This window comes from Corynebacterium tuberculostearicum, assembly GCF_046097255.1.
Taxonomy (GTDB): domain Bacteria; phylum Actinomycetota; class Actinomycetes; order Mycobacteriales; family Mycobacteriaceae; genus Corynebacterium; species Corynebacterium tuberculostearicum_J.
The window spans coordinates 1,161,280-1,188,035 of record NZ_CP175770.1 but is presented as its reverse complement, the minus strand read 5'-3'; the positions used below and the strand labels follow the sequence as shown (position 1 = coordinate 1,188,035).

General features: G+C 62.4%; 25 protein-coding genes. 13 read left to right on the top strand and 12 right to left on the bottom strand.

Going from position 1 to position 26,756, the window contains the following annotated elements:
* Positions 1-18: 18 nt before the first annotated feature.
* Both ACKFRY_RS05690 and ACKFRY_RS05685 read right to left on the bottom strand, forming a co-directional pair.
* On the bottom strand, positions 19-699 hold the full coding sequence (locus ACKFRY_RS05690; RefSeq protein ID WP_005326429.1) for a hypothetical protein: 681 nt from the start codon (positions 697-699) through the stop codon (positions 19-21).
* 252 nt (positions 700-951) lie between these two features.
* Entirely contained in the window at positions 952-2,784 is a 1,833-nt protein-coding gene (locus ACKFRY_RS05685; protein WP_005326425.1) for a long-chain fatty acid--CoA ligase, read from the bottom strand.
* Between the two features lie 94 nt (positions 2,785-2,878).
* Between ACKFRY_RS05685 and malQ the strand changes: the two genes are divergently transcribed.
* Entirely contained in the window at positions 2,879-5,002 is a 2,124-nt protein-coding gene (malQ, locus tag ACKFRY_RS05680) for a 4-alpha-glucanotransferase (RefSeq protein ID WP_408923369.1), read from the top strand.
* A gap of 35 nt (positions 5,003-5,037) precedes the next feature.
* Here the strand turns inward: malQ and ACKFRY_RS05675 are convergent, their stop codons facing one another.
* Positions 5,038-5,277, bottom strand: coding sequence for a hypothetical protein (locus ACKFRY_RS05675; protein ID WP_023020989.1), 240 nt, complete (start codon positions 5,275-5,277; stop codon positions 5,038-5,040).
* Positions 5,270-5,485, bottom strand: a complete 216-nt coding sequence (locus ACKFRY_RS05670; protein WP_023020988.1) for a hypothetical protein — start codon at positions 5,483-5,485, stop codon at positions 5,270-5,272. The genes ACKFRY_RS05675 and ACKFRY_RS05670 overlap by 8 nt, the downstream gene beginning before the upstream one ends.
* Positions 5,486-5,523: 38 nt before the next feature.
* On the opposite strand from ACKFRY_RS05670, the gene ACKFRY_RS05665 reads away from it, so the two are divergent.
* Positions 5,524-6,828 carry a carboxylesterase family protein gene (locus ACKFRY_RS05665; protein ID WP_408923368.1) on the top strand — a complete coding sequence of 435 codons (1,305 nt, stop codon included), beginning with the start codon at positions 5,524-5,526 and terminating at the stop codon, positions 6,826-6,828.
* Positions 6,829-6,841: 13 nt separating this feature from the next.
* On the opposite strand, the gene idi is transcribed toward ACKFRY_RS05665, so the two are convergent.
* Both idi and ACKFRY_RS05655 read right to left on the bottom strand, forming a co-directional pair.
* Positions 6,842-7,378, bottom strand: a complete 537-nt coding sequence (idi, locus tag ACKFRY_RS05660; protein WP_250412502.1) for an isopentenyl-diphosphate Delta-isomerase — start codon at positions 7,376-7,378, stop codon at positions 6,842-6,844.
* Positions 7,375-7,923 (bottom strand): hypothetical protein, encoded by a 549-nt coding sequence (locus tag ACKFRY_RS05655; RefSeq protein ID WP_005324173.1) that lies wholly within the window; start codon positions 7,921-7,923, stop codon positions 7,375-7,377. Before ACKFRY_RS05655 ends, idi begins: the two co-directional genes overlap by 4 nt.
* A gap of 189 nt (positions 7,924-8,112) precedes the next feature.
* Between ACKFRY_RS05655 and ACKFRY_RS05650 the strand changes: the two genes are divergently transcribed.
* From ACKFRY_RS05650 to ACKFRY_RS05635, 4 genes are all read left to right on the top strand, one after another.
* The gene (locus tag ACKFRY_RS05650; protein WP_408923367.1) at positions 8,113-10,023 is read left to right on the top strand and encodes an ABC transporter ATP-binding protein; all 1,911 of its coding nucleotides are present in this window, start codon (positions 8,113-8,115) and stop codon (positions 10,021-10,023) included.
* 52 nt (positions 10,024-10,075) lie between these two features.
* Positions 10,076-11,206 (top strand): MalY/PatB family protein, encoded by a 1,131-nt coding sequence (locus ACKFRY_RS05645; RefSeq protein ID WP_408923366.1) that lies wholly within the window; start codon positions 10,076-10,078, stop codon positions 11,204-11,206.
* 204 nt (positions 11,207-11,410) lie between these two features.
* The gene (gene brnQ, locus ACKFRY_RS05640) at positions 11,411-12,811 is read left to right on the top strand and encodes a branched-chain amino acid transport system II carrier protein (protein WP_408921972.1); all 1,401 of its coding nucleotides are present in this window, start codon (positions 11,411-11,413) and stop codon (positions 12,809-12,811) included.
* 185 nt (positions 12,812-12,996) lie between these two features.
* Positions 12,997-14,016, top strand: coding sequence for an LLM class flavin-dependent oxidoreductase (locus tag ACKFRY_RS05635; RefSeq protein WP_408921971.1), 1,020 nt, complete (start codon positions 12,997-12,999; stop codon positions 14,014-14,016).
* On the opposite strand, the gene ACKFRY_RS05630 is transcribed toward ACKFRY_RS05635, so the two are convergent.
* The gene (locus tag ACKFRY_RS05630; RefSeq protein ID WP_408921970.1) at positions 14,013-14,549 is read right to left on the bottom strand and encodes a hypothetical protein; all 537 of its coding nucleotides are present in this window, start codon (positions 14,547-14,549) and stop codon (positions 14,013-14,015) included. The genes ACKFRY_RS05635 and ACKFRY_RS05630 overlap by 4 nt on opposite strands.
* Positions 14,550-14,750: 201 nt before the next feature.
* On the opposite strand from ACKFRY_RS05630, the gene ACKFRY_RS05625 reads away from it, so the two are divergent.
* The 6 genes from ACKFRY_RS05625 to ACKFRY_RS05600 all read left to right on the top strand — a co-directional run bounded on the left by ACKFRY_RS05625 (position 14,751) and on the right by ACKFRY_RS05600 (position 22,131).
* A complete protein-coding gene (locus tag ACKFRY_RS05625) occupies positions 14,751-15,515 on the top strand; it encodes a GntR family transcriptional regulator (RefSeq protein ID WP_408921969.1) in 765 nt (254 codons plus the stop codon).
* A gap of 39 nt (positions 15,516-15,554) precedes the next feature.
* Positions 15,555-17,135: an ABC transporter substrate-binding protein gene (locus tag ACKFRY_RS05620; protein ID WP_408921968.1), complete on the top strand. Its 1,581-nt coding sequence runs from the start codon at positions 15,555-15,557 to the stop codon at positions 17,133-17,135.
* A complete protein-coding gene (locus ACKFRY_RS05615; RefSeq protein ID WP_337887684.1) occupies positions 17,132-18,100 on the top strand; it encodes an ABC transporter permease in 969 nt (322 codons plus the stop codon). Before ACKFRY_RS05620 ends, ACKFRY_RS05615 begins: the two co-directional genes overlap by 4 nt.
* On the top strand, positions 18,100-18,921 hold the full coding sequence (locus ACKFRY_RS05610; RefSeq protein ID WP_408921967.1) for an ABC transporter permease: 822 nt from the start codon (positions 18,100-18,102) through the stop codon (positions 18,919-18,921). Before ACKFRY_RS05615 ends, ACKFRY_RS05610 begins: the two co-directional genes overlap by 1 nt.
* Positions 18,918-20,372 carry an ATP-binding cassette domain-containing protein gene (locus ACKFRY_RS05605; RefSeq protein WP_408921966.1) on the top strand — a complete coding sequence of 485 codons (1,455 nt, stop codon included), beginning with the start codon at positions 18,918-18,920 and terminating at the stop codon, positions 20,370-20,372. Before ACKFRY_RS05610 ends, ACKFRY_RS05605 begins: the two co-directional genes overlap by 4 nt.
* 67 nt (positions 20,373-20,439) lie before the next feature.
* A complete protein-coding gene (locus ACKFRY_RS05600; protein WP_408923365.1) occupies positions 20,440-22,131 on the top strand; it encodes an FUSC family protein in 1,692 nt (563 codons plus the stop codon).
* Here the strand turns inward: ACKFRY_RS05600 and thpR are convergent.
* The 3 genes from thpR to ACKFRY_RS05585 form a co-directional block, all read right to left on the bottom strand.
* Entirely contained in the window at positions 22,128-22,670 is a 543-nt protein-coding gene (gene thpR, locus ACKFRY_RS05595; protein ID WP_408923364.1) for an RNA 2',3'-cyclic phosphodiesterase, read from the bottom strand. The two genes, ACKFRY_RS05600 and thpR, sit on opposite strands and share 4 nt — an antisense overlap.
* A 3-nt stretch (positions 22,671-22,673) precedes the next feature.
* Entirely contained in the window at positions 22,674-22,796 is a 123-nt protein-coding gene (locus ACKFRY_RS05590) for a hypothetical protein (protein ID WP_255342548.1), read from the bottom strand.
* An 85-nt stretch (positions 22,797-22,881) separates the two neighbouring features.
* Entirely contained in the window at positions 22,882-24,264 is a 1,383-nt protein-coding gene (locus tag ACKFRY_RS05585; RefSeq protein ID WP_408923363.1) for a YeeE/YedE thiosulfate transporter family protein, read from the bottom strand.
* Between the two features lie 172 nt (positions 24,265-24,436).
* Here ACKFRY_RS05585 and ACKFRY_RS05580 point away from each other — a divergent pair, with 172 nt between their 5' ends.
* Positions 24,437-24,817 carry a hypothetical protein gene (locus ACKFRY_RS05580; protein ID WP_408923362.1) on the top strand — a complete coding sequence of 127 codons (381 nt, stop codon included), beginning with the start codon at positions 24,437-24,439 and terminating at the stop codon, positions 24,815-24,817.
* 19 nt (positions 24,818-24,836) lie between these two features.
* On the opposite strand, the gene ACKFRY_RS05575 is transcribed toward ACKFRY_RS05580, so the two are convergent.
* Complete coding sequence (locus ACKFRY_RS05575; RefSeq protein ID WP_408923361.1) at positions 24,837-25,490, bottom strand: response regulator; 654 nt, start codon at positions 25,488-25,490, stop codon at positions 24,837-24,839.
* A complete protein-coding gene (locus tag ACKFRY_RS05570) occupies positions 25,487-26,698 on the bottom strand; it encodes a sensor histidine kinase (RefSeq protein ID WP_408923360.1) in 1,212 nt (403 codons plus the stop codon). Before ACKFRY_RS05570 ends, ACKFRY_RS05575 begins: the two co-directional genes overlap by 4 nt.
* Between the last annotated feature and the right edge of the window lie 58 nt (positions 26,699-26,756).

Here is a 26,756-nt window from a genome sequence, read left to right as displayed (position 1 = left end):
CAAGGAAGTCTATGTGGTTTATGCAGTTGTAGCCCGGCGGGCCGCCTCGCGCTTAGCGCGGACTTTTTCCACCACCGCGGCAACCCGGGCGCGCTCTTCTAGGAACTGCGGTGGGTTATGCCCGCGCATCGTGCGGACATAGGCCGGGTGGGTATCCAGCACCGTGTGCTTCCACGCTTGGACCGCAATGAGGGCGGACTCGCCGGTGCGCTTATACAAGTGCGGCAGCGAGACCATGTCGAGGTTGCGGGCCACGGCGTCGGTTTGCGCGAGCACGTACTCGACTACCTCGCGGAGGTAATCCGCCACGGTCTGGGTGCGAGAGCGCAGGGACTCGGCCAGCTCGTGTACCACGATGGGCTTAGAGATGGGGAATCGCTCATCCAGCAGGCGCGGGGTCAGTTGTTCCGGCTCTTCCACGTCGTTCACGCCGGAAGAAGCGGCGGAAATGGTACCCGAGCGCACGCCGGAGACAAGGGCTTGGCGCAGGCCCATCAGCTCGCCTACACAACGGCCGGAGTCAACGCGGGCATCTTCGACGATATCGCCCAGCTCAGCTAGGCAATCCATGCACAGCTCTTCGTCCCAATCCTCGATGGCTTCAATGAGGTGCTCGAGGTACTCTGCGACTTCGTCGCCGATATTGTAAATCTCTTGCGTAAGCTCGCGGTGGCGCAGCTCGGCGGCGATTTTGTGCATTGGCTTCGAGCCACTCCTTCCACGGTCCCATTTCTAACCTCTAGTAGAGGTTGAGGTTTGCTGTAACGCCTCACGACTTTATGCGAGATCCGCCGCCGCGAGCGCGCGACACTCCGAAGCCATTCACAGGTTTATGGCAGGTTCGCTAGCACTGAGGTGAGGATGGTGGGGTGAGCTGCAGAAGGGGGCGTCGGCAAGCAAGGCAAAAAGAAACACCCGAGGGAATTCCCTCGGGTGTACCCGTCGCGCAGACTAGCGCTTGTACAGGTGCTCGATGGCTGCGGCGTAGCGCTGCGAAACCACGTTGCGCTTGACCTTCATGGTGGGGGTCAGCTCGTTTTCTTCCTCGGTAAGGTCAGATTCGAGGATGTAAAACTTCTTGATGCCCTCCGCATGGGAGACGGTGGCATTGACCTGGTTGATGGCATCCTGCAGCTCCGCGCGCAGGGTCGGATCGGTAGCCAGCTCGCGCATGGAGCGATTCTCCGGAATGTTGTGGTCCAGCTTCCAGCGCTTCAAAATATCCGGATCCAGGGTCAGCAGCACGCCGACGAAGGGCTTGCCATCGCCTACCACCATGGCCTGAGAGATAAGCGGGTGCCCGCGCAAGATATCCTCCATCGGGCCGGGCGAGACATTCTTGCCGCCGGCCGTGACAATGAGGTCCTTCTTGCGGCCGGTGATAACGAGCTTGCCGTCTTCATCAATCTCACCCAAGTCGCCGGTGTTGTACCAGCCATCCTCGAGGGCCTCGGCCGTGGCTTCCGGATTATTCCAGTAACCGTGGAAGACGATATCGCCCTTGATGCAGATTTCGCCTTCCTCATTGATGCGGAAGGTCACGCCACCCATCGGCGGGCCAACAGTGCCGATGGACTGATCCACAAAGTCCACCGCGGCCGCGGCGGCGACCTCGGTCAGGCCATAGCCCTCATAGACCGGGATGCCGATGCCGCGGTACCAGTGCAGCAGGTCATGGCCCATGGCCGAGCCACCGGTAATGCAGTAGTTCACGTTGCCGCCCACGCCCTTGCGGATGGTGGAGTACACCAGCTTGTCAAAGACCTTGTGCTTGGCCTTCAGCAGGCGGTCCGGGCCCTCCGGCTTATCCAAAGCCTTGGAGTACTCGATGGCTACTTTCTCGGACTGCTCAAAAAGCAGGGACTTGATGCCGGAATCGGCCGCCTTAGCGGCGGCAGAGTTGCGCACCTTTTCAAAGACGCGCGGAACGCCCAAAATGACATTCGGGCGGGAGCGAGCGAATTCGATGGAGATGGTGGAAAAGTCCGACCAGTGATTCTGGGAGGCGCCGCGCATGGCCACCGCAATGGATACCGCGCGGGCAAAGACGTGGGCCAGCGGCAGGAAGGTCAGGGTGTGGCTGCCCGGCACGGCGAAGATGCCAATCGGGTTGGTGCACAGGCCACGGGTCTGGGCCAGCCAATTGCGGTGGGTCAGGATGCAGCCCTTGGGGCGACCGGTGGTGCCCGAGGTATACACCAGGGAGGCCAGGTCATCGGTGGAGGTGGCCTTGATGCGGGCGTAGACCTCGTCGGCCGCCACGCCGCGGCCCTCGAACTTCAAGGTATCGATGGCAGAGGAGTTGATTTCTAGGACGCGGCGCAGCTGCGATGGGGAGCCCTTGAGGTTGGGTTCGCCGTCTTCTTGCAGCACCAGGTTTTCTACCAGCTCGGAGTGCTCGCGGGTTTCCGTGATGGCGAGCACGGCGCCGGAGTCCTCAATGATCCAACGCACCTGGGAGGCGGACGAGGACGGGTAGACCGGCACGGAGGCGGCACCGGCGGCCCAGATGGCAAAGTCCAGCAGGGACCACTCATAGCGGGTGGCAGAGATAAGGGCGACGCGATCCCCCTGCTGCACGCCTAGGGCGATAAGTCCCTGGGCTACTTCAAAGACCTCATCGATGAATTCTTTACCCGTGACGTTGACCCACTCGTAGTTAGCCGGGCGGGTGAACATGACGCCGTGAGGGCGCTTCTTCGCGGTGTCCATGAGGGCGGTCAGGCAGGTTTCGCCCGGCTCGATAGTAAATTGCGCCGGGGTATGCACTTCTTGCAGGGTCACGCGGTGTCCTTTCGAACAGCTAATTATTAATCTTCGCCTACTGTACCAATCTGTTTCCCAGCAGGTGCGTTGTCCCCGTGGCACAATGTGGCCTGTGACTACCCGCGACTTGCTTGAAGAACTCGCTCAGCGCCACGGCGTGGCCACCAGCTATACCTCCCAGTCTGGTTTCCCCGTCCACGTCGCTGAAGACACTATTGCCTATACCCTGCGCGCCTTGGGCGTGGCCATCGATGACAATCCAGACGATGCCGCACTGACGCAGCTGCTTTACGACGACTACCTGGACCGCTCCTCCCAGCCCCTACCCCACTGCGTTGTCGCGCCCCAGGGTCAGGAACGCGGGTTCGTGGTCCACGTGCACGCGGGCGATGCCGCCAACGTACACATTGAGCTGGAGGAAGGAGGCACCCGCGAGGTCTACCAAGACCCCAATGACGCCCCGGATGCTGACGTTGATGGCACCCTGTGGGGCGAGGCGAGCTTCCACATCCCCGGCGATCTGCCCATGGGGTACCACGAGTTGGTGTTGGAGTCTGGGGGCATCGGCAAGCATGCCTGCCCGCTAATTATCACCCCGGCGCGCCTTTCTACGGCCGATGAGTTTGTAGAGCACCCCATTAGCGGCGTGATGGCGCAGCTGTATTCGGTGCGCTCGGAGTCCTCTTGGGGTATCGGCGATTTCCAAGATTTGGGGCAGCTGGCTGAAACACTCGCACCGCACGCGGACTTTTTGCTGGTCAACCCGCTACATGCCGCCGAGCCGCTGCCTCCGGTCGAGGACTCGCCGTACCTGCCCACCACGCGGCGCTTTATCAACCCGCTCTACCTGCACATCGAATCCATCCCGGAGCTCAAGCTCCTACCGGAGGACTTACAGGATGATGTGCGCGAGCTGGCGGAGGAGTTTCGCCAGCGCAACCGCAGCGCCGAGGAGATTGACCGCGACACCATTTTTGAGGCCAAGCTGCAGGTGCTGCGCGAGCTCTTTAACTACCAGCCCTCCCCGGAGCGCGAAGAGGCCTTCGTGCGCTACGCCCGCGAGGAAGGCCGCGGCCTGCGCGATTTCGCATATTGGTGTGCGCAACAAGACGCCGCCGCACAGTCGGGCCAGCGCCATGCCGAAGGCCTGGACATGGACACGCTCACGCGCTTTTATTCCTGGCTGCAGTTCCTGTGCGATGAGCAGCTGGCCGCCGCGCAGCAGCGCGCGCTCGATGCCGGCATGCGCCTGGGCCTGGTGACTGATCTTGCCGTGGGTGTGCACCCAGGCGGCGCCGATGCCGTGAACCTCACTGAGTATTTGGCGCCGCAGTGCTCGGTAGGCGCCCCGCCGGATGACTATAACCAGCAGGGCCAGGATTGGTCGCAGCCGCCGTGGCACCCGCAGCGCCTGGCCGCCGCGGGCTATGCCCCGTGGCGCGAGATGCTCTCCACCGTGCTCCGCCATGCCGGCGGCGTGCGCGTGGACCACATCTTAGGGCTTTTCCGCCTGTACTGGATCCCGCGCATGGCCAGCCCGCTGACGGGCACCTATGTCTCCTATGACTTTGAAGCCATGGTGGGCATCTTGGCGCTAGAGGCGCAGCGCGCCAGTGCGGTGGTCATCGGTGAGGACCTCGGCACCGTCGAGCCGTGGGTACAAGACGTGCTCGCGCAGAAGGCGGTGCTGGGTACCTCCATCGTGTGGTTTGAGCGCGACGATGATGACTACTCCCCGCTGCCGCAGGACAAGTACCGCCAGCTGGCGCTGTCCTCGGTCAATACCCACGATCTGCCGCCGACCTTGGCGTACCTGCGCGGCGATCATATTTCGCTCCGCGCGCGCTTAGGCGTGCTGACCCGCTCGGTCGAGGACGAGCAGCGCGATGACATCGAGTGGCAGGCCCGTGTACTCGGCACCGTGGCGGATCGTGGCCTCTTGCCGCAGCGCGATTACCTGGTAGATCCGGACGAGCGTGCTTCCCGCGGCGCGGAGGAGGATATAAGCGTAGCGCTGCATCGCTATATCGCAGGTACACCTTCGGCTCTCGCGTGCACCAGCTTGGTGGACATGGTGGGCGATGTGCGCGCACAAAATCAGCCGGGCACCACGCACGAGCTTTATCCCAATTGGTGCGTGCCGCTATGCGATACCAACGGCACTGCCCTGCTTATCGAGGATCTTCCCGGATTGGAATTCTTCCAGCGCTTAGCAGCAACCAGCCGTAAGGACTAGCGTTGGGCCTGGGCCTCGCCGGCCGGTGGACGCGCCTAGGTCCACAGGCCGATGAGGGCAACGACGATGACCAACGCGATCATCGTCCACAGTGTGAGAGAGACGCGGGACTTGGGTAGGGCGCGCTTGCGCTTTGCCGGCTGGGCACCGGGCGTGGTTGCCGGGGCGGAAGGCTGGCTGGTGCGCTTGGCTTCGGGGTCCCACAGACCCTCGCGGGGGTTGGCGCGCAGCTCAGCGCGCTCTTGCCGTGCGCGCTCGTTATTTTCCTCAGCCATGGTGGTCTACTTTAGTGCTGCGGCTGCGTTGCTGGGAAATCACTCCGGCGGCCCGATTGGCCACGCTGTCAACCGCCCACATCAGGCACCAGGCTATAACCACCATGAGTGGCACGGCGATGGCCACCACGATGACCATTTGAATCCACACGGGCGCCTGCACCAACAATTGCGATAGCGTGCTGCCCAAGCTCGTCAACCACTCCATGGCTACTTATTCTACTTGCTCGCGGTAATCTGGCTGACATGTCGAGCGCCCAGATTCCCGTTACCGTCGCCACCGCCTCCGGCCGAATCACCGGCGTGCGCCGCGATGGCCTGCACTACTTCCACTCGGTGCGCTATAGCACCATCCCCAGCCCCTACTCGCCTGCCGAGCCGCTGGATGGCGCCTTTGATCAGGATGCCCGCGAGCCGCGCCCAAATGACATTGCGCTGAGCATTACCGCGCCTGCCGACGCCGCCGAGTGCCCCGTCGTGGTCTATATTCACGGCGGCCGCTTTGAGCATGGCTCGCACGAGGACCCACGGCTTACGGGAACGAAGAATGCCCGTCATGGGGTAGTCCAGGTCAACGTGGGTTACCGGGTGGGCTTGGCCGGCTTTGCGCGCTTCGACGGCGACGAGGCGGACCGCTACCGCGGCATTGATGATTGCCTCTTGGCCTTGGAGTGGCTGCAGGACAATATCGAAGCCTTTGGCGGCGATAAGACCAATATCACCCTGGTGGGCCAATCCGCCGGGGCGGCGATTAGCCTGTGGCTGACGCGTCGCGATCATTTCCGGGGCGGGTTCCGCCGCGTGCTGGCGCTCTCGCCGGCATTCCCGCGCGACCGTTTTGAGCATCGCATCACCGACCTGCGCCGGGCCCTAGGCGTGCCGGTCACGCGCCAGGCGCTGGAAAAGATGGATCCTGAATCACTGGCCAAGGGCTATGCCAAATTCCGCAAGAAGTACCGCTTCGACGTCGCCTTGGGCCCCGCACCACTGCGCGCCGAAGAATTGGCGGATATCCCTATCGTGGTGACGTCTACCCGCGATGAGTTCTACAACATGCCCGCGGCCGAGCGCATAGACAAGATGGCGTTTGCCGGCTTTATTACCAGCTACCTCTTGCCCAAGTTCGGGATGTCACACGATCGTTTCAAACAGTGGCGGCAGCTGGCACACTACGTCGATCCGCAGCGGCCGATGGGCCGGCTCATTGGTGATGCCGCCGTGCGCCGCTGGACCGCGCAGGTAGCCGAGGAGGCTCCAGGCCCGACCTGGATGATGGAATTTACCCGGACCGAAGCCCCCGCGGTGCACTGCGCCGAGTTGGACCCGCTCTTTGGCGGCAGCGGAGGCGAGGAGGCCGACGCTTCCCCGGCCGGCGAGCTCAACGAGTGGCTGCGCCACTATGCCACCACGGGAGAGCCCGGATTCCCCGGCTACGGCGATGACCACCAGGTGTTGGAATTCAACCTGGATACGGGCGAGCGTCGGCTAGCCTATGCCACCTTGGACTATGTGGCCGCGGCCTTCTATAACGACGACGAGCTTGGGGTGTAGCGGGCGCCGAAAATTACAACGCGGCACGCAGCGCGCTATCCGCGAGCTCGTCAATCATCCACGGGCTAAAGACGCCGGGCATGGCATCGGCGGCGGCGAAGAGGTTTTCTGGCTCGACCCATTGGTAGGAATCTACCTCGTCGGGGTTAGGCTCCCAGGTGGCGTCGGCAGCAAGCTCAACGGTATATACCGGGCAGATTTCATTTTCTACCGTGCCGGAGGAATCCACCGCGCGATAGGAAAAGTCCGGCAGAATAAGCCGCGGGGCGGACAAATCCGCCGGCGCAATGCCCAGCTCAAAGGAAGCGCGGCGCAGCACCGCATCCGCGGTCTCCTCGCCGGGTGCGGGGTGGCCGCAAAAGGCATTGGTCCACACGCCGGGCCAGGTGCGCTTGCTCAGGGCGCGGCGGGTGACCAGCACCTTGCCACCGCAGGTCAACCAGGCAGAAAAGGCGAAGTGCAGCGGGGTATCAGTGGTATGAACTTCGGCCTTGGGAGCGGTGCCGATGGGTTCGCCCTCGGCAGAGGCCAAGACTACAAGTTCCGTCATAGATTAAGGTCTCCTACCCAGGTCACGTTGCCAATGTGCAAGCGCGCATTCCACAGGTTGCCAGGCGTCACGTCAAAGCGGTACTGCAGGTTGACCGAAGCGCCTGCACCCAGCGGGAGATCGAGTCCCGGGGGCTCCACGTCTGGGGCAGATTCCTTGTCATAGGGCAAGGAGTTGATCTTGGCCCAGCCGCCGTTGCCGTCGGCACGCTCCAGGGTGGGGTCTTCAAAGGCGTCGACAGGCAGGGGCACATCATTTTTATTCTTGAGCAGAATGGTCACTACGGTGCCACCGGTGTTGCTATCGGTATACACACCCTGCAACTCCCAGCTCACACCCAGGCCCTTATCCTCTACCGGCTCGGCCAGGTTGGAGGTAACTTCCTTATCATCGGTGTCCTTGGCCTCGTACGGGGCCTCTTCGGAGCTGGAGACGGTGATATGGTCCCCCAGCCCGGTTTCTTCCGGCTGGAGAACGCTACATCCGGTCAGGGTCACGGCGAGTACGCTGACTACGCCCGCGCCGAGTGTGTGGGAAATTTTCACCGTGGATGGATCCTTTGCACGCGAAGATTGTTGTATTTCTGCACAAGTACCTTAGCCTAAACCTCCCTGAACTTAAGTATTTACGCTCGTTAACGCCGCATGTGGCATACTGGGCAGTCGCTTAAATCTCGCCCCCCTTTCCCTAATTCAGCGCACTAACCGCCGTTTCGAAGTGAGTGTGGTCGACTTATGAATTCCATTTTGCGCATTACCCGCAGTGCCTCTGCCCTGTGGCCCTTTTATTTAGGCGTGCTGCTGACCGCCACGATCACTGCGGTCGTTGCACTGATCTCGCCGTTTTTGACGCGCGAAGCTACCGATACCATCGTGGGCGCCCTGCAGAACGACGCCCCACTGGGCGATGCGCTGCGCACGGTGCTGTTGCTGGCAGTGGCGCTTTTTCTTGCCGACGCCGCCAATGCCCTCTTCCGCAATATCGGCGGCTACATCGGCGATGTCATGGTCTCGCGCCTGCGCGAGATTTTGTCCACGCGCTACTTTGCCAAGCTGCTGGCCCTCCCGCAGGGCTACTACGATAACCAGGTCACCGGCACGATCATCGCCCGGCTGGATCGATCGATTGCCAATATCACGCAGTTCGTGCAGTCCTTTGCCAATAACTTCTTCACGATGATCATCCAGATCCTCGCGGTGCTGGCCATTACCGCGTGGTATTACTGGCCGCTGGCCGTCCTGCTCGCGCTGCTCTTCCCGGTCTATATGTGGCTTACCGCGCTGACCTCGAAGCGCTGGCAAAAGTTTGAGGCGGTCAAAAACGAAAATATCGACCTCGCCAACGGTCGCTTCGCAGAGGTCATAGGCCAGGTCAAGGTGGCCAAGTCCTTCGTGAGCGAAACCCGCGAGCTCTCCCACTTTGCCAAGCGCTACCGCACCGTGGTCGATACCACCAAGCCGCAGTCCCGCTGGTGGCACATGATGGATACCTTCCGTGGCCTAGCCATGGCCATTATCTTCCTCGGCATTTACGGCGTAATTTTCTGGCGCACGCTCGAGGGGCATTTCTCCTTGGGCGATATGGTCATGTTGCTGCAGATGGTCTCCAGTGCGAAGCAGCCGGTCTTTATGATGAGTTGGATTGTCGATACCGCCCAGCGCGCCATCGCCGGTTCCAAGGACTACTTCAAGGTCATGGAAGAAGAGCTCGAGCCCACCGCCCCGCGCGAGCTGGTTGCGGCCACCACCGGTTCGCATACCCCGCAGCTCGACCTCACCCCGGTCAGCCCGCTGGAGCCCACACCCGGCGCGCCGGTCTTCTCCTTTGATCACGTCTCCTTCGCCTACGAGGAGGGCAAGCCCGTGGTGGAGGATATTTCCTTCGCCGCCTCTGAGGGCCACAAGGTGGCGCTCGTGGGCGAGTCCGGCGGCGGCAAGTCCACGTTGGTCAACCTCTTGCTAGGCCTTTACCATCCCTCGGCCGGACACCTGGATGTACTGGGGCACCGAGTAGACGATCTCACCGCCTCACGCCTGCGCGCCTCAGTGGGCGTGGTCTTCCAGGAGTCCTACCTCTTTTCCGGCACCATTCGCGAGAACATCGCTTATGGCAAGCCGGGGGCGACGGAGGAGGAAATCGTGGACGTCGCCAAGCGGGCCAATGCCCATGAGTTCATCCAAGCCTTCCCGGACGGCTATGACACGGTCATTGGCGAGCGCGGTCTGAAGCTTTCCGGCGGGCAGAAGCAGCGCGTTTCCGTGGCGCGCGCCATGCTCAAGGACGCGCCCATCCTGGTCCTGGATGAGGCCACCTCGGCGCTGGATACCAAGTCCGAGCGCGCCGTGCAGGCCGGCCTAGATGAGCTGATGAAGGACCGCACCACGCTCATTATTGCCCACCGCCTGTCCACCATCGCGGATGTGGATACCATCATCACCCTGGATCGCGGCCGCATAGATGAAATGGGCTCGCCGGCCGAACTGGCGCAATCCGGTGGCATTTATGCCGAGCTACTCAAGCTCACCCAATCTACCTCGGCCGCAGACCGCCGCCGGTTGAAGAAGTATGGCTTTGTCTCCGGCTCTGCCTCCGAATCCGAGGACGCGGAGGAGGACTCCCGCTGGGCCGACAACGCAGATGAATAAAAGCGCATAAAAGCGCTGGGGTGGCCGCGGGCTTCGCGTTATGGTTATGGCCATGGAGTTTCCTAGCCTAGAAGAGTTGCAAGCCCGCGGAACCCGCAAGTGGACCGTCTTCGAGGAAGACGTGCTGCCGCTCTGGATTGCGGAATCCGACTTCCCCACTGCGCCCGCCATCAAGAAGGCGTTAGAAGACTTGGTGGATAAGGAAACCTTTGGCTATACCCCAGCGCCTAAGGCCTCGGGGCTACGCGAGGCTGTGGCTGATTTTTATGACGCGCGCTATGGCTGGCGTCCCAACTCGGAACATATTTTCTGGATCGGGGACGTAGTGCGGGGTCTTTTGCTAGGAGTGCAGTACTTTACCCGCGAAGGCTCCCCAGTCATCGTGCCAGTGCCTTCCTACCCTCCACTGCTGGAGCTGCCACGGGCCGCTGGCCGCGAAAAGATCGAGACCAGCCTAGAGCTGGATGATATTGAGCGCGCCTTCCAGGCGGGCGCGGGCTCTATTTTGCTGGCCAATCCCTATAATCCGCTCGGCCGTGTCCTGGATGAGGAGTTCCTTACCGGCCTGGTAGAACTGGCGGAAAAATATGATGTGCGCATCCTAGCCGATGAAATCCATGCCCCGCTGGTCTATGAGGGGCGGCATATCCCGGTGGCGTCGCTTAGCGCGGCGGCCGCAGAGCACACCATCACGGTAACCGCCACCTCCAAGGCTTTTAATATTGCCGGGCTCAAGTGCGCGCAGATCATTTTCTCCAACACGGCCGACGTACACACGTGGAATGGCCTTACAGGCGTGGCCAAGGATGGCACGGGCACTCTAGGCGTGCTTGCTGCGGAGACTGCCTACCGCGAGTGCGGCGACTTCCTCGATGAAGAAATAGCGTACCTGCGGCAGACCCGCGATTGGTTGGTGGAGGAGCTGCCTCAGCGCATCCCAGGCCTCAAGACCAGCAAGCCGGATGCCACCTACCTGCTGTGGTTGGATTTTGCCGATACCGCTATCGGCGGCAACCCGCAGCCGGCCAAGTGGTTGCGGGAGAATGCGAAGGTAGCGCTTAATGAGGGCGATACCTTTGGCACCGGCGGCCCGGGCCATGCACGGTTGAATTTCTCTACCTCACGCGAGATCTTAGAAGAGGCACTCGACCGCATGGAGCGCGCCTTCGCGGACCTCGATTAGGCCAGCCCAGCTGGGGCCACCATGTATTCTGCGTCACCCCCACGCTTTGATTTCTCACCATGTGGGCGGTAATGTCTCATTACACGAACAGGCGTGACCCGCCACCTCGGACCGCGACGAGGCACCCCGCCTCCGCCACCACCCTCGGCGGAATGGGAAAGCTTCCCCGCATTCTAGCTGTACATGGAAAATTAAGGAGCCACAATGGCTACCCCAGTTGCGTCAAGCACCTCTAAGCCCGGCGCCACCATCGTAATTGCGTCGCTGATGCTGTTTTCGATGTTCTTCGGCGCCGGCAACCTCATCTTCCCGCCCATGGTGGGCGTTTCGGCCGGCACCAACTTTTGGCCCGCCGTCCTCGGCTTTCTTGCCGCCGGCGTGCTCCTTCCGGTCCTAGCTATTGTTGCCGTTGCCATTTCTGGCCGCTCCGTGCGCGATTTGAGCTCCAACGGCGGCGCCCTCTTCGGCCTGGTCTTTTCCGTGATGGCCTACCTGGCCATCGGTGCTTTCTACGCCCTGCCGCGCACCGGCGCCGTTTCTATGGAAACCGCCATCACCCCACTGCTGGGCTGGGAAGGAACCATGGCCAATGGCATCTTCAATGTGGTCTTTTTCCTCATCGCCCTAGCGCTGTCCTGGAAGCCGAATTCCATTATCGATACCTTAGGTAAGTTCCTCACCCCGGCTTTGGTGGCGCTGTTGGTTATCCTCATCGCCTTGGCAGCTTTCAACAATCCCCGCGATCCCCAGACCCCTACCACGGACTATGCTTCTTCGCCCATGGTCACCGGCCTTTTTGAGGGTTATAACACCATGGATGCCATTGCGGGCTTGGCCTTTTCCATCGTGATTGTTGGCTCTTTGCGCTCCAAGGGGTTTAAGACCAAAAAGTCCTTGGTTAACGGCACCATCACCGCCGCTCTGGTTGCTGGCGCTTTGCTGGCCGCTATCTATCTGGGCTTGGCGTGGGTAGGCCAAACCATTCCTAATGGCCAGTCCTATGAGTCAGGAGCGCCCCTGCTTGCCGACGCCGCCAATCTCACCATGGGCACCATCGGCCAAGCCGTCTTTTCTGCCATCGTCATCTTGGCCTGTATGACCACCGCGGTGGGCCTTATCACCTCCACCTCAGCCTTCTTCGAAATGCTTGTGCCTAAGGTGAAGTACCACGTCTGGGCCTGCCTCTTTACCGCACTGTCCATCCTCTTTGCCTTCCAAGGGCTGGAGACGGTGCTGTCCATTGCAGTCCCCTTCATCACTTTCCTGTATCCGCCGGCCATTTCCCTTATCGTCCTCACCCTGATCCAGCCGGTGGTGAAAAAGTCCGTTGTCTTCTACTGGACCTACCGTCTGGCGCTGTGGGTATCGGTGCTGTGGTCGGCTCTGTCCGTCATCGCCGCCCAGGGCTGGGGCGCCGACGCGCTCGATCCCCTCTTGAGCCTGGCTCCTGGCCAAGCCGTTGACTTGGGCTGGATTGTTCCTACCGCCATCGCGGCAGTCGTCGGCCTCGTTGTCGATATCGCCACCAAGGCCGGCGAGAAGCACGCCGCTGCCAACCCACAAGCGGAAGAACCGGCCGAGGCAGAGGCCCTCGCTGAGTCTTAGTCTCTTAGCCCTGCCTTACCCCTCCCCTCCGCACATAACCACGGTGCCGAGGCGGAGGGGATTTTTATGTCAGCAGGTCTCGGCGGCGATGCGGTATCGCCTCGCCCGGAATAGTCAGGCGGCGCGTACCGTTGGAAGAAGAGAACTTAGACAGAATTTTCCGAAAGCAAAAGGAAGGCTCCCCCGTGACCGAACGCGCGCATCTTTCCGTCTTGGACTTCTGCACCATCTATGAGGGCGAGACCCCAGCACAATCCATCGCCCGCTCTGTGGAATTGGCACAGGAAGCAGAAAAGCTGGGTTATTCTCGCATGTGGTACACCGAGCACCACAATATGAAGTCCATCATGTCCTCTTCCCCGGCCGTGCTCATCGCCCACATCGGTGCGAAGACCGAGCGCATTCGCTTAGGCTCCGGCGGAGTGATGCTGCCCAACCACTCCCCTTATGTCATTGCGGAGCAATTCGGCACTTTGGAGGAGATGTACCCCGAGCGCATTGACTTGGGCGTGGGCCGCGCCCCCGGTACGGACATGAATACCCTAGGCCGCGCTCTGCGCCGTGAAGCCCACTCTGCCGAGCGCTTCCCCGAGGACGTCAAGGAGCTCAACTCCTACCTCGAGGGCAAGTCCTATATTCCGGGAGTCAGCGCCATCCCGGGCGCGAATACCAACGTGCCTATCTATATTTTGGGCTCGTCCATGTTCGGCGCCTCCCTGGCCGCCAAGCTCGGCCTGCCTTATGCCTTTGCCTCCCACTTTGCCCCGCAGCACCTCGAGCAGGCCACCACCTACTACCGCGAGCACTTCCAGCCCTCCGAGCGCTTTAGCAAGCCCTATGTCATCGCCGGCGTCAACGTCACCGCCGCCGATACCACCCAAGAGGCGCAGGAAGAATACGAGCGCGTGTGCTTCAACCGCGTCAAGGCCTTCGCCGGCCGCGGCAAGCACCTCACCGATGAGCAGGTAGAGCAGATCATCGGTTCGTACCAGGGCCAGCAAATCCTAGACATGCTGAAGTACTCCGCCGTAGGCACCGCCGATGAGGTGGCCAGCTACCTCGATACCTTCCAAGAGCACGCCAAGGCCGATGAGCTCATGGTCTCGCTGCAGTCCAGCTCGCACGAGGAAGTAATCAAGAATATGCAGCTGCTCGCGCAGGGCTGGCAGCTCGATCCGGCACGCGTAGCCGGCACCCCGAGCTAGTCTTCAGTCCGCACCTGGCCCAAGTGGTCAATGGGAACGCCGGGGAACCGCTCCCGGAGCTTTCCCTCGAGTTCCCGCGGGCCCAGGTTCGCCTGCTCCGGCAGGCGGGCCGAATACCGTTGGGCCTCGTCCAAGGTAGAAACGCGCACCCCGCCTGGAATCAGGGCAAGGAAATTCTGATCCGGCCCGAGCGAATAGAACTGCACGCGCTCTAGCTCAGAGGCGGCGAAACTGGTCCGCTGGTGGGGCAAGGAAATCTCCTCGCCGATCCGCAGCACCGGACGTGCCCGGCGCCGCCCGGAGGCCACCACCGCCAGCATGGCGCACAGCGCCCCGCCTAGGGGCATGAGCGCGGCAATGAGATAAACGGAATGCAGGCGCGAATCGGCCGGTTCCTGCAACGCCGAGTAAATAAGCACCCCACCGATAACCAGCAGCGCGACGGCGATGATGACCGCCACCGCTATCGCCTTGCCCAGGCGCGCGCTGCCGCTAGCCGCGCGTACTTCAATCGTTTCGGTGCTCTCGTCCACGGTCACATAGCCTAGCGTGCTCGCCTAGCATCTCGGCGCTGGTCGAACGGCGCGTGATTTATTATTTGAATGCCTTTACCCGGGCAACGCGTTGTTTTCTCAGTGGCGGTGTTCCATTAGCGTGCCTTTGCAAAATGGAATAGCATTACTGTGTTTCGCTCCGCTGGGAAATGCCCCGGAGAAACTAAGGACAAAGGTTGAATGAGCCCACGCGATAAACAGCAGCATAAGAAGATCGCTGATTACCTGCGAGAGCAGATCAGCTCTGGCGTGCTGCAACCAGGCGATTTTCTGCCTAGTGAAGCAGATTTATGCGAGAAGTTTTCTTCTTCCCGCGGACCCGTGCGCCAAGCAGTAGCGGCTTTGCGGGCCGAAGGGCTGGTGTCCTCTGGCCGCGGGCGCCGCTCTACCGTTTTGGCCTCCACCCAGGCCGAGCTTTTTGAGTCCATCTATTCCATTTCCAGTTGGCTCAGCGAATATGACGTGAATCCGCAGCAGCACACCCTGTGGCTGGCTCGCCGCCGCGCACCGCGGGATATCACCCGCTTTCTGCGCGTAGACCCAGAACAAAATGTCGTATTTGTCCACCGCGTGCGCTATACCGAAGACCACCCCATTGCCATCGAGCGCATGTATTTCCCCATGGTGGTGGGAAAGCACATTTTGGACTTCGATGCGGATGCCGGCTCCATTCATGCGCACCTGCGCGATTGCGGCGTGGATTTTGATAATGTGCGCCGCGAACTCACACTGGAGGAAGCCAATGCCGAAGACGCCGAAGCGCTTGGCGTGGCTACGGGTACCCCGCTGTGGCGGCTGCAGATGGAGATTTCCAACCACTCCGGCGAACCGGTGGAATTGGCGGTCTATCTCTACCGAGCGGACCGCATGAAGCTGGCAATGAATAGCGTGCGCGGGGGTGTTTCACCCCTAGAAGTTATCCCCACACCTGGAAATTTTGCATAAGTTTCACGGCAGCTATACCCACCGGCTACCCTGCTTTCTATGAGAAGATTTCGCGCCGGCAGGGCGCTGGGCAGCCTCACCATGGCGGCCGCTGTAGGAACCCTCTCGGCATGTTCCGCGGGCCATACCGCGGTGGTTGATACCACCCAGACAGGCAGCGACGCCGCACCTTCTGCCCTCACCGTGGCCTCCACATCGGCCGCCACCTCGCTGGATTTCACCACCACCGGTGGCGCCGCCATCCCCGCCGTGCTTATGGACAACGTGTACGAGACCCTCGTGCGCATCGATGAAGACGGCTCCATTACCCCAGGACTTGCCACTTCGTGGGATATTAGTGACGATGCCCGCACCTATACTTTCCACCTGCGCAAGGGCGTCACCTTTTCCAATGGCGATGCCTTTAACGCTGAGACCGCCGCCTTTTCCATTAACTACGTGCGCGAGAAGTGGACCAACGGCATCGCCGCCGCCATGGATCCGGTAGACAAGGTCACCGCAACCGAGGATCACACGCTAAAAGTACACCTCAAGCAGCCCTCCAATGGCTGGCTGTGGTCCATGGGAACGGCCACCGGCGCGATGATGACGCCACACGGCATGGATAATCTCGCCGCGCAGCCAGTGGGAACCGGCCCCTATGAGGTGTCCCGCTTTGCGCCCTCGGAATTCGTAGAGCTGCACGTTCGCGACGAATATTGGGGAAAGCCCGCCGCGCGGGATGTCACGGTGCGCTATTTCCCGGATACCATCTCCTCGGTCAATGCTCTGCAGGCCGGCGGCGTGGACGTGGTCTTGGGCGTGCAAAACCCAGAGCTTCTTGATGACGTCAAAGAGGGCATCGCTACCGAGGTCGGCACCACCAATGGTGAGGTGCTGTTGTCTATGAATAATGCCCGCGCGCCTTTCGACGATCCACGGGTGCGCCAGGCCGTCGCCTATGCCGTAGACCGCAAGGCGGCCAATGACATTTTGTGGAATGGCATGGCCAAGGACACCGGCGGCGCACCGATCCCCCCTACGGACCCGTGGTTCGAGGGCAAGCACTACTACAACTACGACCCAGATAAGGCCCGCCAGCTGCTCACGGAGGCCGGCGCAGAAGGGGCCGAAATCACGCTGACCACACCGACGCGGCCCTACGCCCAGACCGTCGCCGAGCTGCTGTACTCGCAGCTTACTGAGGTTGGTTTTAAGGTGACGCTGGAATCCGCCGAATTCCCGGCCGTGTGGCTAGGCCAGGTGATGGGAGCAAAGGACTATCAGATGTCGCTCATCTCCCACGTGGAGCCGCGCGATGTGCCCACCTTGTTCGGCGATCCGGATTATTACCTCAACTACGATTCCCCGCGCACCCGCGAGCTTTTGGCCCAGGCCGATTCCGCACCCGAGAAGGATTACCCCAAGCTCATGGCACAGGCCGTGGATCAGATCATGGCGGATGCTGGCGCGCTGACACTGATGAATATGCCCAATATCGTGCTCACCCGCGCCGGCGTGCGCGGATTGCATCCGGATCAGGTCACCGACGCTCTCATCCTGCGCGACCTGACTTCTGCCGACGCGGACGTGGACGCCAAAGCTGCCGCCGCAGATAACACCGACAAGGAGGCCCGATGAGTTCCCTTCGCAATACTGGGCGCGCCATCGTGCGCCCGCTGCTGCGCTTTGCGTTAACGCTCTTTGTAGCCTCCATCATCATTTTCGCGCTCATGCGCGCGGTGCCGGGCAACCCGGCGCGGGTGGCGCTGGGGGTGAATGCGACCGAAGAGGCCGTCGACGAGCTCAGCTCCGAGCTGGGGCTAGACCGCCCGCTGCTTACGCAATATTGGGAGTGGATAAAAGGCCTATTTACCGGCAGTTTTGGGCAGTCTTTGTCCTCGCAGCAGGATATTACGCCGCTGGTGCTAGACCGCGCCCAAGTCACGCTCATCCTCATTGGCCTGGCGATGCTGCTTGCGCTGGCCGGGGCTATCCCGGTGGGTATGTGGCTGGCCCTGCGCAACCGTACCCGAGGCGCGGATGTGGTTTCGGCCGGTACGCAGCTGGGCATTGCGGTGCCCAGCTTCCTGCTCGGCATCATTCTGGTGGCCATCTTTGCCGTCCATCTGGGCTGGCTGCCGACCAATGGGTGGGTGCCGCCGAACCAGGGCGCGGGCGAGTTTATCCGCCACCTTATTTTGCCGGTCATTGCGCTGGCCGTGGTGCAGGGCGCAATGCTGACGCGTTACGTGCGCTCGGCGGTGCTTGATGTACTGAATCAAGACTATATCCGTACCGCCCGTGCGCTCGGCCAGTCCCCGTGGGAGGCGCTCAAGCGCCATGGCCTGCGCAATGCGGCGCTGCCGGTGCTTACCGTGGCCGGCGTGCAGCTGACCACGATGGTCGTGGGTGCCGTGGTGATCGAATCCGTCTTTGTCATCCCCGGTATTGGTTCCATGCTCTTGGACGCGGTATCGGTGCGCGATCTGACCACGGTACAAACCCTGGTCATGCTGCTCGTCGCCTTCGCCTTGGTGGTCAATGCCTTAACGGATGTGGCCTACCGATTCATCGATCCGCGCATCACGGCAGGTGATAAATAATGAAGCTGCGTTTTTCTGGCTGGCTGGGAGCCATCCTCGTCGCCGCCACGGTGCTGGTGGCGCTACTTTCGCTGGTGTGGACGCCCTATGACCCGACGCTGGCGCACCCGGATGTGCGCCTTGCCGGTCCCAGCGCCGAGCACCTCCTGGGCACGGACCGCTTTGGCCGCGATACCGCCTCCCGCATCATGGCGGGAGCCCAGATTACGGTCTTTGTCGGGCTGATTGCGGTGGGCATCGCCGCCCTCGTGGGCGTGCCCTTGGGCATCCTCGCCGGCATGCGCCGCGGCAGGTGGGCCGATGCGCTGGTGATGCGCGGCGCGGATCTACTGCTTGCCTTCCCCGCGCTGCTGTTGGCGATCATTGCCGGCGCGGTGTGGGGCCCATCCACGCTGACGGCCATGGTTGCCATCGGCATCGCCGGCATTCCCTCCTTTGCCCGCGTGGCGCGTTCAGGCACGCTGCAGGTTATCACGCAGGACTTTATTTCCTCCGCGCGCATTTCCGCGGTTCCGGGCTGGAAAGTGGCGTGGCGCCATATCCTGCCTAATATTGCGGGCCTGCTCATCGTACAGGCCTCCGTCTACTTCGCCCTCGCCATCCTGGCTGAGGCCGGCCTGTCCTACCTCGGCCTGGGCACTGCCCCACCGGCGGCCTCTTGGGGCCGGATGCTGCAAGATTCCCAGTCGCTGCTGGGCACCGCTCCCCTGCAGGCCTTCTGGCCGGGACTGGCGATTGCTGCGACGGTGCTGGGCTTTAACCTGCTTGGCGACGCCCTCCGTGACCTCCTCGATCCCCGCCTGAAAGGATCCGCGCGATGAGCTTGCTCCACATAAATAACCTGACGGTCACCGCCACCGGGTCCACCACTGCCCTTGCGGGGCCGCTTAACTTCGAGCTCGCGGCCGGTGAAAAGCTCGGCATCATCGGTGAATCCGGCTCCGGAAAATCGCTCACTGCGCTATCCATCATGGGGCTTTTACCCGATGGGGTACGCGCGAGCGGCTCCGTCACCGTGGATGGCCACGAGGTAGTCGGCGCACGCGATGCCCGCATCCGCCCCCTGCGTGGGAAAACCATGGCCATGGTCTTCCAAGAACCGATGAGCGCACTGGATCCGCTTATGCGCGTGGGCAAGCAGCTGGCTCAAGCCGGGGTGCGCGATGCCGCAACCGCTCTCGAAGAGGTGGAGCTTGATGCCGACAGTGCCTCCCGATTCCCACATCAGCTCTCCGGCGGCCAGCGTCAGCGCGTGCTCATCGCCATGGCCATGGCCGGCCACCCCGATCTTCTCATCTGCGATGAACCAACCACCGCGCTGGATGCCACCACGCAAGATGGCGTGTTGAGCGTCATCGAGCGTGTAACCAAGGCCCGCGGCACCGCGCTGGTCTTCATCACCCATGACCTGGGCGTCATTCGCCGCATGTGCCCCAACGTCCTCGTCATGCACCAGGGCGCGGTGGTGGAATCCGGTCCCACCGAGCGCGTACTTGTCCACCCCGAGCATCCCTATACCCGCACGCTCATCGCCTCCTCGCGGCCGCCGGAGCTGAGCCTTTCTCCGGCCACGGCGGAGGATGCGTTGGTAACGCTACGCGGGGTCAGCAAGGTCCACGGCGCACATGCCGCACTCGATGGCATCGACCTGCGCGTGCACCACGGCGAGCGCCTGGGCATCGTGGGCGGCTCCGGCTCGGGCAAGACCAGCCTGCTCAAGCTCATCGCCGGGCTCGACCAGCCCACGAGTGGTGACATCGACGTCCGCGGCCGCGTGCAGATGGTCTTCCAAGACCCGCAGGGCTCGCTCAACCCGCGCCTGAAAATCTGGAAATCCATTGCGGAGGCTATCCCTGGCAACCTCGGCAAAGCCGACAAGCGCGCTCGCGCGGCGGCCGCGCTCGAAGAGGTCGGGCTGCCAGCCGAGAGCCTCGATCGCTTCCCGCACGAGTTCTCCGGCGGCCAGCGCCAACGCATTTCCATCGCCCGCGCGCTGTGCGGCGAGCCGGATATCTTACTGGCCGATGAAGCAGTCTCTGCCCTCGATATGTCGGTACGCGCACAGGTGCTGGAGTTATTGGCGGGGGTCATCGCCAAGCGCAAGCTCACCCTGCTTTTTGTCACCCACGATCTCGCGGTGGTGCGCCACCTGTGCGAGAGCGTTGCGGTCCTTGAACGCGGCCGGCTCATCGAGCACGGATCGACCGACTCCGTGTGGGCCTCGCCCAGCACGGACTACACGCGCCGGCTCATCGCGGCCGCCGACATGTAAAGCGGGTGGCTTCGGGCGTAAGGTAGTCGGGTCAGATAACTCCGCCGAGAAAGGATCCTGCTGCTCCGTGGCCACCCAGCTTGACTATCCCATCCCGCAGCGCCCCAGCACCACCCAGTTGCTCACCGCGTTTAATAGCGCCTCGGTGCGCTGGCCCAGTGCCCTGCGCGCGGGCTTGGCGATTCTCATTCCCGGCGCCATCGCGCTGCTGACCGGCCACGACTACGCCATCCTGCTCATTTCCACCGGCGCGTTCACCGTCATCTTTGGCGAGGGCCACCCTTATCGCACCCGCCCCCGCGTCATGCTCACCGCCGGCACCGCACTCATTACCGTCGCGGCCGTGGGCGTGCTAGTAGGCCACCTCATCTTTGCGCCTGGCCACGGCCATTGGTGGCTGCTGCTGGCAGGCTTATACACCACGGCATTGGCCGCCGTGTGCGGCTTTGCCCAAAATGCCCTGCGCTTGCCGCCGCCGGGCACCTTCTTCTTGGTCATGGTTGGCGGCGGTTCGGTGATGCTTGCGCGCACCGATGTCACCGTGGGCCAGCTGCTCTTTTGGGCGCTGACCGGCATGATAGCCAGCCTCGTGCTCGGCATGGCGCCGGCGCTTATTGACTCCCACGGCCCCGAGCGCCGCGCGGTCACCGCACTGGAAAAGGCCGCGGCCGCATTCAAAGATGACCGCGACGATTCCTTGGCCCGCCACCACCAGGCGCAGACCGCGCTCTTTGCTGCCTGGCAGGCGCTTTCCGACGCCCACATCATCCGCGGCGGCCGCATCATCGACTCCCAGGGCGCCCACCTAGTAGAGCGCACCCTCGCGGCCCAACACACCATCGTGGCGCATAATCGCGCCTTGGATTTGGGCGCCGATTCGGATCAGCTCACCGATAGTGTCACCGACGTCGATCCGGATCGCACCGCCATCCCGCACACCCGCCCCACCGGCCGCTACCGCTTGTACCGCGCCGCGGTCCGGGATTCGCACGCCATGGTCACCACCCAAAAAATTGTCCTTTCCGCGGCCATTACCGTGCTGGTGGGCCTTACCCTCGGCTTCGACCGCCCGGACTGGGGCGTGGTCTCTGCCTTCCTCATGCTGCAATGGGGACCCGATCACGTGCCAGGCACCGTCCGCGGCATCCACCGCATGCTCGGCTCCGTCGTCGGCGTACTGCTGTTTTCTATCCTCCATTACTTTGGCATTCAAGGGTGGACGCTCCTGCTCGCGCTGGCCGCGTGCCAATTCTGCGCCGAAATCTTCGTGGCCAAGAACTACGCCATCTGCGTTATCTTCTCCACCCCGCTCGCCCTCCTCATGGGCAATTCCGCCACCCGTCCCCTGTGGCCGACCATCCAGGCCCGCTGCGGCGAAATCATCTTGTCCATCCTCATCGCCACCGCGGTGCTGTGGCTGTGGCAGCGCCGCGCCCCCGTGCGCAATCAGGCCCGCCTGCAGGTCCGCGCGATGGAGTCCATGGCCACCCTACTCGGCTTGCTCTTCGTCAATACCCCAGATGCCGTATTGTCCGCACGCCGCGACCTGCAATACGAGCTGCTCTCGGAGCGCCGCGCCATCCAGTCACTCGCCGTGGATAACCCCGATGCCGTGCGCCGATTTTGGGCACGGCACATTGCCGTACAACACGCCGGCTACTTCCTGCTAGATTTCTGCACCACCCACCCAGACCGCACGGCCACCCGCGCGGAGCTCGATTCCCTGGTGCACGAAGTCCGTACGGCCCGCGCCGCCTAGAACAACGGGTATTCCTCGATTACCTCGTAGCGCGGCCCGCCGCCACGGCCCTCACCGAGGTGGGATTGCATCAGGCACAGGCGGTCGGCGCGAAAATCCGGTCCCCGATACACCGATAACGCGCGCACATAATCCGCCAGCGCCCACGGCTCACGGGTCCGCCGGCCGGCACGCGCGACGGTGAGGTGGGGGCGGTGGTGGCTAAAGGGGACGTCGGCAAGCTGGCACTCCGCCATCAACTCCCGCACACCGCGCGCCTGCCCGCCGACGCCCACCCACAGCGTGCGCTGCTCAAAGCTCCCCGCACCGCTTAAACGCACATCCAACGCCGCGCGCCCTGCCACCGCGTGGGCTAGGTGCTCGCGCACCGCCGCGGCATCATTGGGCTGCTCGCCATAAAACGCCATGGTCAGATGCCAATTATCCGGATCCGTCCAGCGCAGCTCATTAGTAGTTGCCGCGTGGATGGGCCGCAGCGTATGCACCAAATGCTCACGCGCGGCGGCCGAGGGCAATAACGCAGCAAAGACGCGGATCATGGCCTAGCTGGCATAGACATTGAGGCGCAGTTCCGCGTCCAGCAGGTGTTCTTCCTCGCGCTCAAAGACGGCGAAGGCATGCAAAATATCCGCAACAGCGGTGGAATTATCATCAAACTCGGGCATGCGATAACTTCTTTCAAACCACAATGGAGGCACAAGAATCACGCTCGATTCTTCTGCCTCCACATAGTAGCTGACAATGATGTAATTATCCGCCCTTGACCACCGTGACCTGCCAACCAGCATCGCCCGAGCGCTGGAAATCACGAATCTCGTGGCCCTCATCGGCCGCCCACTGCGGAATGGATTCGGTGGCCTGGGTGCAGTCAAAATCAATAACCAGCGCCTCGCCCTGCTCCAGCTCCGCCATGACCTGCTTGGCCTCAATCAGCGGGAACGGGCACACCGCGCCAAGGGTATCGAGCGCGTAGCGTCCGCCGCCCAGCGCGCGGGCCTTGTCCTTCGCCTGCGGTTTGGTTTTGAGCGCTACCGCCCCGGTGGCAGTGGCAAAGCTTGGCAGGACCTTATCCTCGGCGGAGACCACCGAGTTATCCACGGATTCCTCGGTGGAGTAGGTCTGCGGCTGCTGCGGCTCACTCTTGGGTTTCAGCCACAGGCGCGCTCCCACACCTACGCCCAGGGCCATAAAGAACAGCGATACCCAGCCCTGGAAGCTAAACAGGGAGGTCTCCACCATGCCATTTCCCACGGTGCAGCCGCCGGCCAGCGACGCACCGACGCCCATCATGATGCCGCCCCAAATAGCGCGGGTCGCGGTCTGTGCATCCGGGACACGCACGCGGAACTCACCGGCGGACTTCGCGGCGATAAAAGCGCCCACCAATAGGCCGATGACCAACAGGGTGCCCCAGTTCATGCGCGCGGAATCACCTGTGGCTGCCCAACGCACGATGTCCGCGGTCGGTGTGGTGATGCCGAGGCCGCCGTTGCGGCCGGATTCAGCAGAGAGCACGAAACCCACCGTGCCAATGATGCCAACGAGCACGGCCGCGACGTTCATATTCAGCGGCTTAGCGTACCACGACTGACCCAGGTCCACCTTGGGGCGGCCGGAGTCTTTGGCGCGATAGTGGCGCCACAGCAGGAAGGTCACGACCCACAGGACCGCCACCAGGATCCACGGTGAGATGTGCAGCGCGCCGTGGATGGTGGTGACCGGGAGGCTCCACTGCTTGAACCAGTCATTGGCACCGGACAGCGGGCCGGACTTCATGGCCGCGGCCGAAAGCCCATAAAACAGCAGCGCAATCCACGAGCCGACCAGGCCCTCGGCCGAGCGGTACCACGTGCCGGACGCGCAACCGCCGGACAAGATGATGCCGAGACCAAAGATGAAGCCGCCCACGATGACGGCTACCGGCTTGAAATCGCTAAATTCCGGCGAAAGCACGCCCGTGCCAATCAACAGCGTCAGGCCAAAGGCATGCACCGAAATCAAAATGAGCAGGGCGGTAAAGCCGCGCCACGTCTTATTGAGGAAAATATCGCGCAGCATACCGGTTACGCAGAAGCGCCCGCGCTGCAGCACGGCGCCGAAGACGATGCCAGTGAGAAGTCCGGTAATAATCACTATTTCTCCTTTTTCGAGTTAAGGGCTTCAGCCTACGACACCTAAGACAGAATTGTCTATAATTGACGTACAACCCGGTTCTAGGGTGGCAGATTTCCGCGTTTCGGTCGGTCTTTCCTATGCCACCTCAGGCGCCCCAGCCGCTCCGGGCACGATTAAGGAGAATTAACCTATGGGAATCCCAGATGACGTAGTACTCGATGGATATACCCTCATCGAACAACACGCAATCGACCACGAGTTCCTGCTGCGCGGCTCTCCGCTGGGCACCGAAACTCCCCTCCTGTTCGCCCTGACCATTGCGGGCGTACTGCTGGTTGCGGCGAGCTTCTTCCTGCGCGGGGGCGCGCGGGTTGCCACCGGCCTGGTGGGAGCGTTCCTGGCGCTGAGCAAGCTGTGGTGGATGCCCTTCGCGCTATGGCAGCAGTTCGATGACGGCCAAGTATTCGGCTACACGCTCAAGTACTTCCCGCAGTACTGGCCGGTGGCGTCCCTTATCGTCGGCGTCATCGCGCTGGTGGGCCTAGCCTCCGCCATTTTCCGCCGGCCCTAGCGGCCCAGCCCAGCCGCGACTAGCCACCGAGCACCGCAATCGCGATGTGCACCCGGTTGGTGCCATCAATCTTGGCCAGGATGTGCTTCATGTGCGTCTTGACCGTGGTCAGGGAGATGAATAGCTGCTCGGCAATCTCGGCGTTGCTCAGTCCTTGGGCCACCAGCTGGGCGATTTCATTTTCGCGCTCGCTCAGCTCGGCCAGCCCGCTGGGCTGAATCATCTCCTGCTCCGGCTGCGGCGGTGTGGCCGCCAGCCCCACCAGGTTTTCTAACACCTTCGGGCTGAGCTGCTGCTGGCCTTGAGCCGCCGCTCTTACCGACGCCACCAGCGCCTCCGGCGCCGTCGTCTTCAACAAAAAGCCCACCGCCCCTGCGCGCAGGGCGTGCAGGATGAATTCGTCGGTATCAAAGGCGGTGAGCATCACCACCGGGATATCGCGCGCGCCGGCGAGCGAATGCAGCTGCGCTGTCGCCTCGATGCCGTCCATGACCGGCATGCGAATATCCATCAGCACCACGTCCGGTTCCTCGGCCAGGATAAGTTCGATGCCTTCCTTGCCGTTGCCGGCCTCGCCAATGATGCTAATGCCCGGCGCGCCTTCCAAGATCATGCGCAGGCCGTGGCGCAGCAGCGGCTCATCGTCGACAAGCACCACCCGAATTTCACTCACTTTTCTTCCTTCCTTGGCAGGCGCAGCGTCCACGAGAAGCTGTCTTCCCCGTCCTGTACCTGTAATGATCCGCCCACCACGCTAGCGCGCTCGCGCATGCCGACGATCCCGTACCCGCCACTGTTCCCACTCCCCTTTTCTTTGGCCTGGGCGGTGGGGTTGGACATGGTGATTAAGAGGGCGTCGGCAAGCGCGGCGATGGTGATGGTGACCGGCTCGCCCGGCGCGTGCTTGCGGGCGTTGGTCAAGCCCTCCTGGACCGCGCGATTGAGCGCGTGGCCAGCCATGGTGCTCAGCTCCTCCAGCGATTGCGGCCCCGCGCCCGCCTGGTAGCGCACTTCCACCTCCATGCCCGCCTGGCGGGAGCGGTCCACCAGCGATTCCACGCCCTCGCGCGGATCGATGCGCCCCTCGCTGCGCAGCGAGTGCAGCGCCTCACGCAGATCCCCCACGGCGGCCTCGGCTTCATCGCGAATCGTGCGCGCGGACTTCCGCGTCTCTTCCGGATCTAGGTCTTTGCGGTAGGCCAACCCGCCGGCGTAGACCGCAATCATGCTCAGCCGATGCGAGAGTGTATCGTGCATATCCCGCGCGATCCGGTCGCGCTCTTCCTGCCGCGCAAAATTCTCCCGCGTGGCCATTTCCTCGTGCGTGAGCTCCGCCTGCGCCTGCAGCGCAATCGTGCGCTCCTTCTGGTTCGAGCGAACCAGCCCAACAACCAGTACGACCAGCGCCGGGATAAGCGGGCTGCCGTAATAACCCATCTGAAACGGAATATTTGCACCTTTAGCACCGGAAAAATCAGTGTCGACTAGTTTCGAGGCCACCATGGCCGTGCATACCAGCGCGATCCACAACCGGCTGCGGCGCGAGGCCGCAGAAAACGCCGCTATCATTACCGAAGGACGGTACTCAGCAATCGTCACCGTCGCCGAAATAATGGTTGCGGCTACCAACGCACTGCGCGGGCCGGGCTGCGTGCTGCGCGGGTCACGCTCTCGGGCGGCATGGCGCAAGGCGAAAGGCAGAAGCATCCAGGTGCCGACCATCACCGCGGCCGTAACAAGCATGCGATTTACTGAGGCATCAGTATCCGCTAGTCGCATCAACGAGACCAGCACGTCGCCGACGACAACGCTTACTGCGATGAGAATTTTCTGCCACAGCGGGCGCTTAAGCAACGCCTCGGATTTTCGGAACAACTTCATAACGCGCACCAGTCTAAGCCGACCCGCCGCACCTGCGGTATCCCCCGCAGGGAGGATT

Bases quoted from the DNA above. Each gene is read 5' to 3' on its own strand.
- ACKFRY_RS05620 (WP_408921968.1), top strand. From the start codon at position 15,555: ATGAGAAGATTTCGCGCCGGCAGGGCGCTGGGCAGCCTCACCATGGCG.
- brnQ (WP_408921972.1), top strand. From the start codon at position 11,411: ATGGCTACCCCAGTTGCGTCAAGCACCTCTAAGCCCGGCGCCACCATC.
- ACKFRY_RS05605 (WP_408921966.1), top strand. From the start codon at position 18,918: ATGAGCTTGCTCCACATAAATAACCTGACGGTCACCGCCACCGGGTCC.
- ACKFRY_RS05645 (WP_408923366.1), top strand. From the start codon at position 10,076: ATGGAGTTTCCTAGCCTAGAAGAGTTGCAAGCCCGCGGAACCCGCAAG.
- ACKFRY_RS05650 (WP_408923367.1), top strand. From the start codon at position 8,113: ATGAATTCCATTTTGCGCATTACCCGCAGTGCCTCTGCCCTGTGGCCC.
- idi (WP_250412502.1), bottom strand. From the start codon at position 7,378: ATGACGGAACTTGTAGTCTTGGCCTCTGCCGAGGGCGAACCCATCGGC.
- ACKFRY_RS05610 (WP_408921967.1), top strand. From the start codon at position 18,100: ATGAAGCTGCGTTTTTCTGGCTGGCTGGGAGCCATCCTCGTCGCCGCC.
- ACKFRY_RS05670 (WP_023020988.1), bottom strand. From the start codon at position 5,485: ATGGAGTGGTTGACGAGCTTGGGCAGCACGCTATCGCAATTGTTGGTG.
- ACKFRY_RS05665 (WP_408923368.1), top strand. From the start codon at position 5,524: ATGTCGAGCGCCCAGATTCCCGTTACCGTCGCCACCGCCTCCGGCCGA.
- ACKFRY_RS05590 (WP_255342548.1), bottom strand. From the start codon at position 22,796: ATGCCCGAGTTTGATGATAATTCCACCGCTGTTGCGGATATTTTGCAT.
- ACKFRY_RS05570 (WP_408923360.1), bottom strand. From the start codon at position 26,698: ATGAAGTTGTTCCGAAAATCCGAGGCGTTGCTTAAGCGCCCGCTGTGG.
- ACKFRY_RS05675 (WP_023020989.1), bottom strand. From the start codon at position 5,277: ATGGCTGAGGAAAATAACGAGCGCGCACGGCAAGAGCGCGCTGAGCTG.
- ACKFRY_RS05690 (WP_005326429.1), bottom strand. From the start codon at position 699: ATGCACAAAATCGCCGCCGAGCTGCGCCACCGCGAGCTTACGCAAGAG.
- ACKFRY_RS05625 (WP_408921969.1), top strand. From the start codon at position 14,751: ATGAGCCCACGCGATAAACAGCAGCATAAGAAGATCGCTGATTACCTG.
- thpR (WP_408923364.1), bottom strand. From the start codon at position 22,670: ATGATCCGCGTCTTTGCTGCGTTATTGCCCTCGGCCGCCGCGCGTGAG.
- ACKFRY_RS05580 (WP_408923362.1), top strand. From the start codon at position 24,437: ATGGGAATCCCAGATGACGTAGTACTCGATGGATATACCCTCATCGAA.
- ACKFRY_RS05615 (WP_337887684.1), top strand. From the start codon at position 17,132: ATGAGTTCCCTTCGCAATACTGGGCGCGCCATCGTGCGCCCGCTGCTG.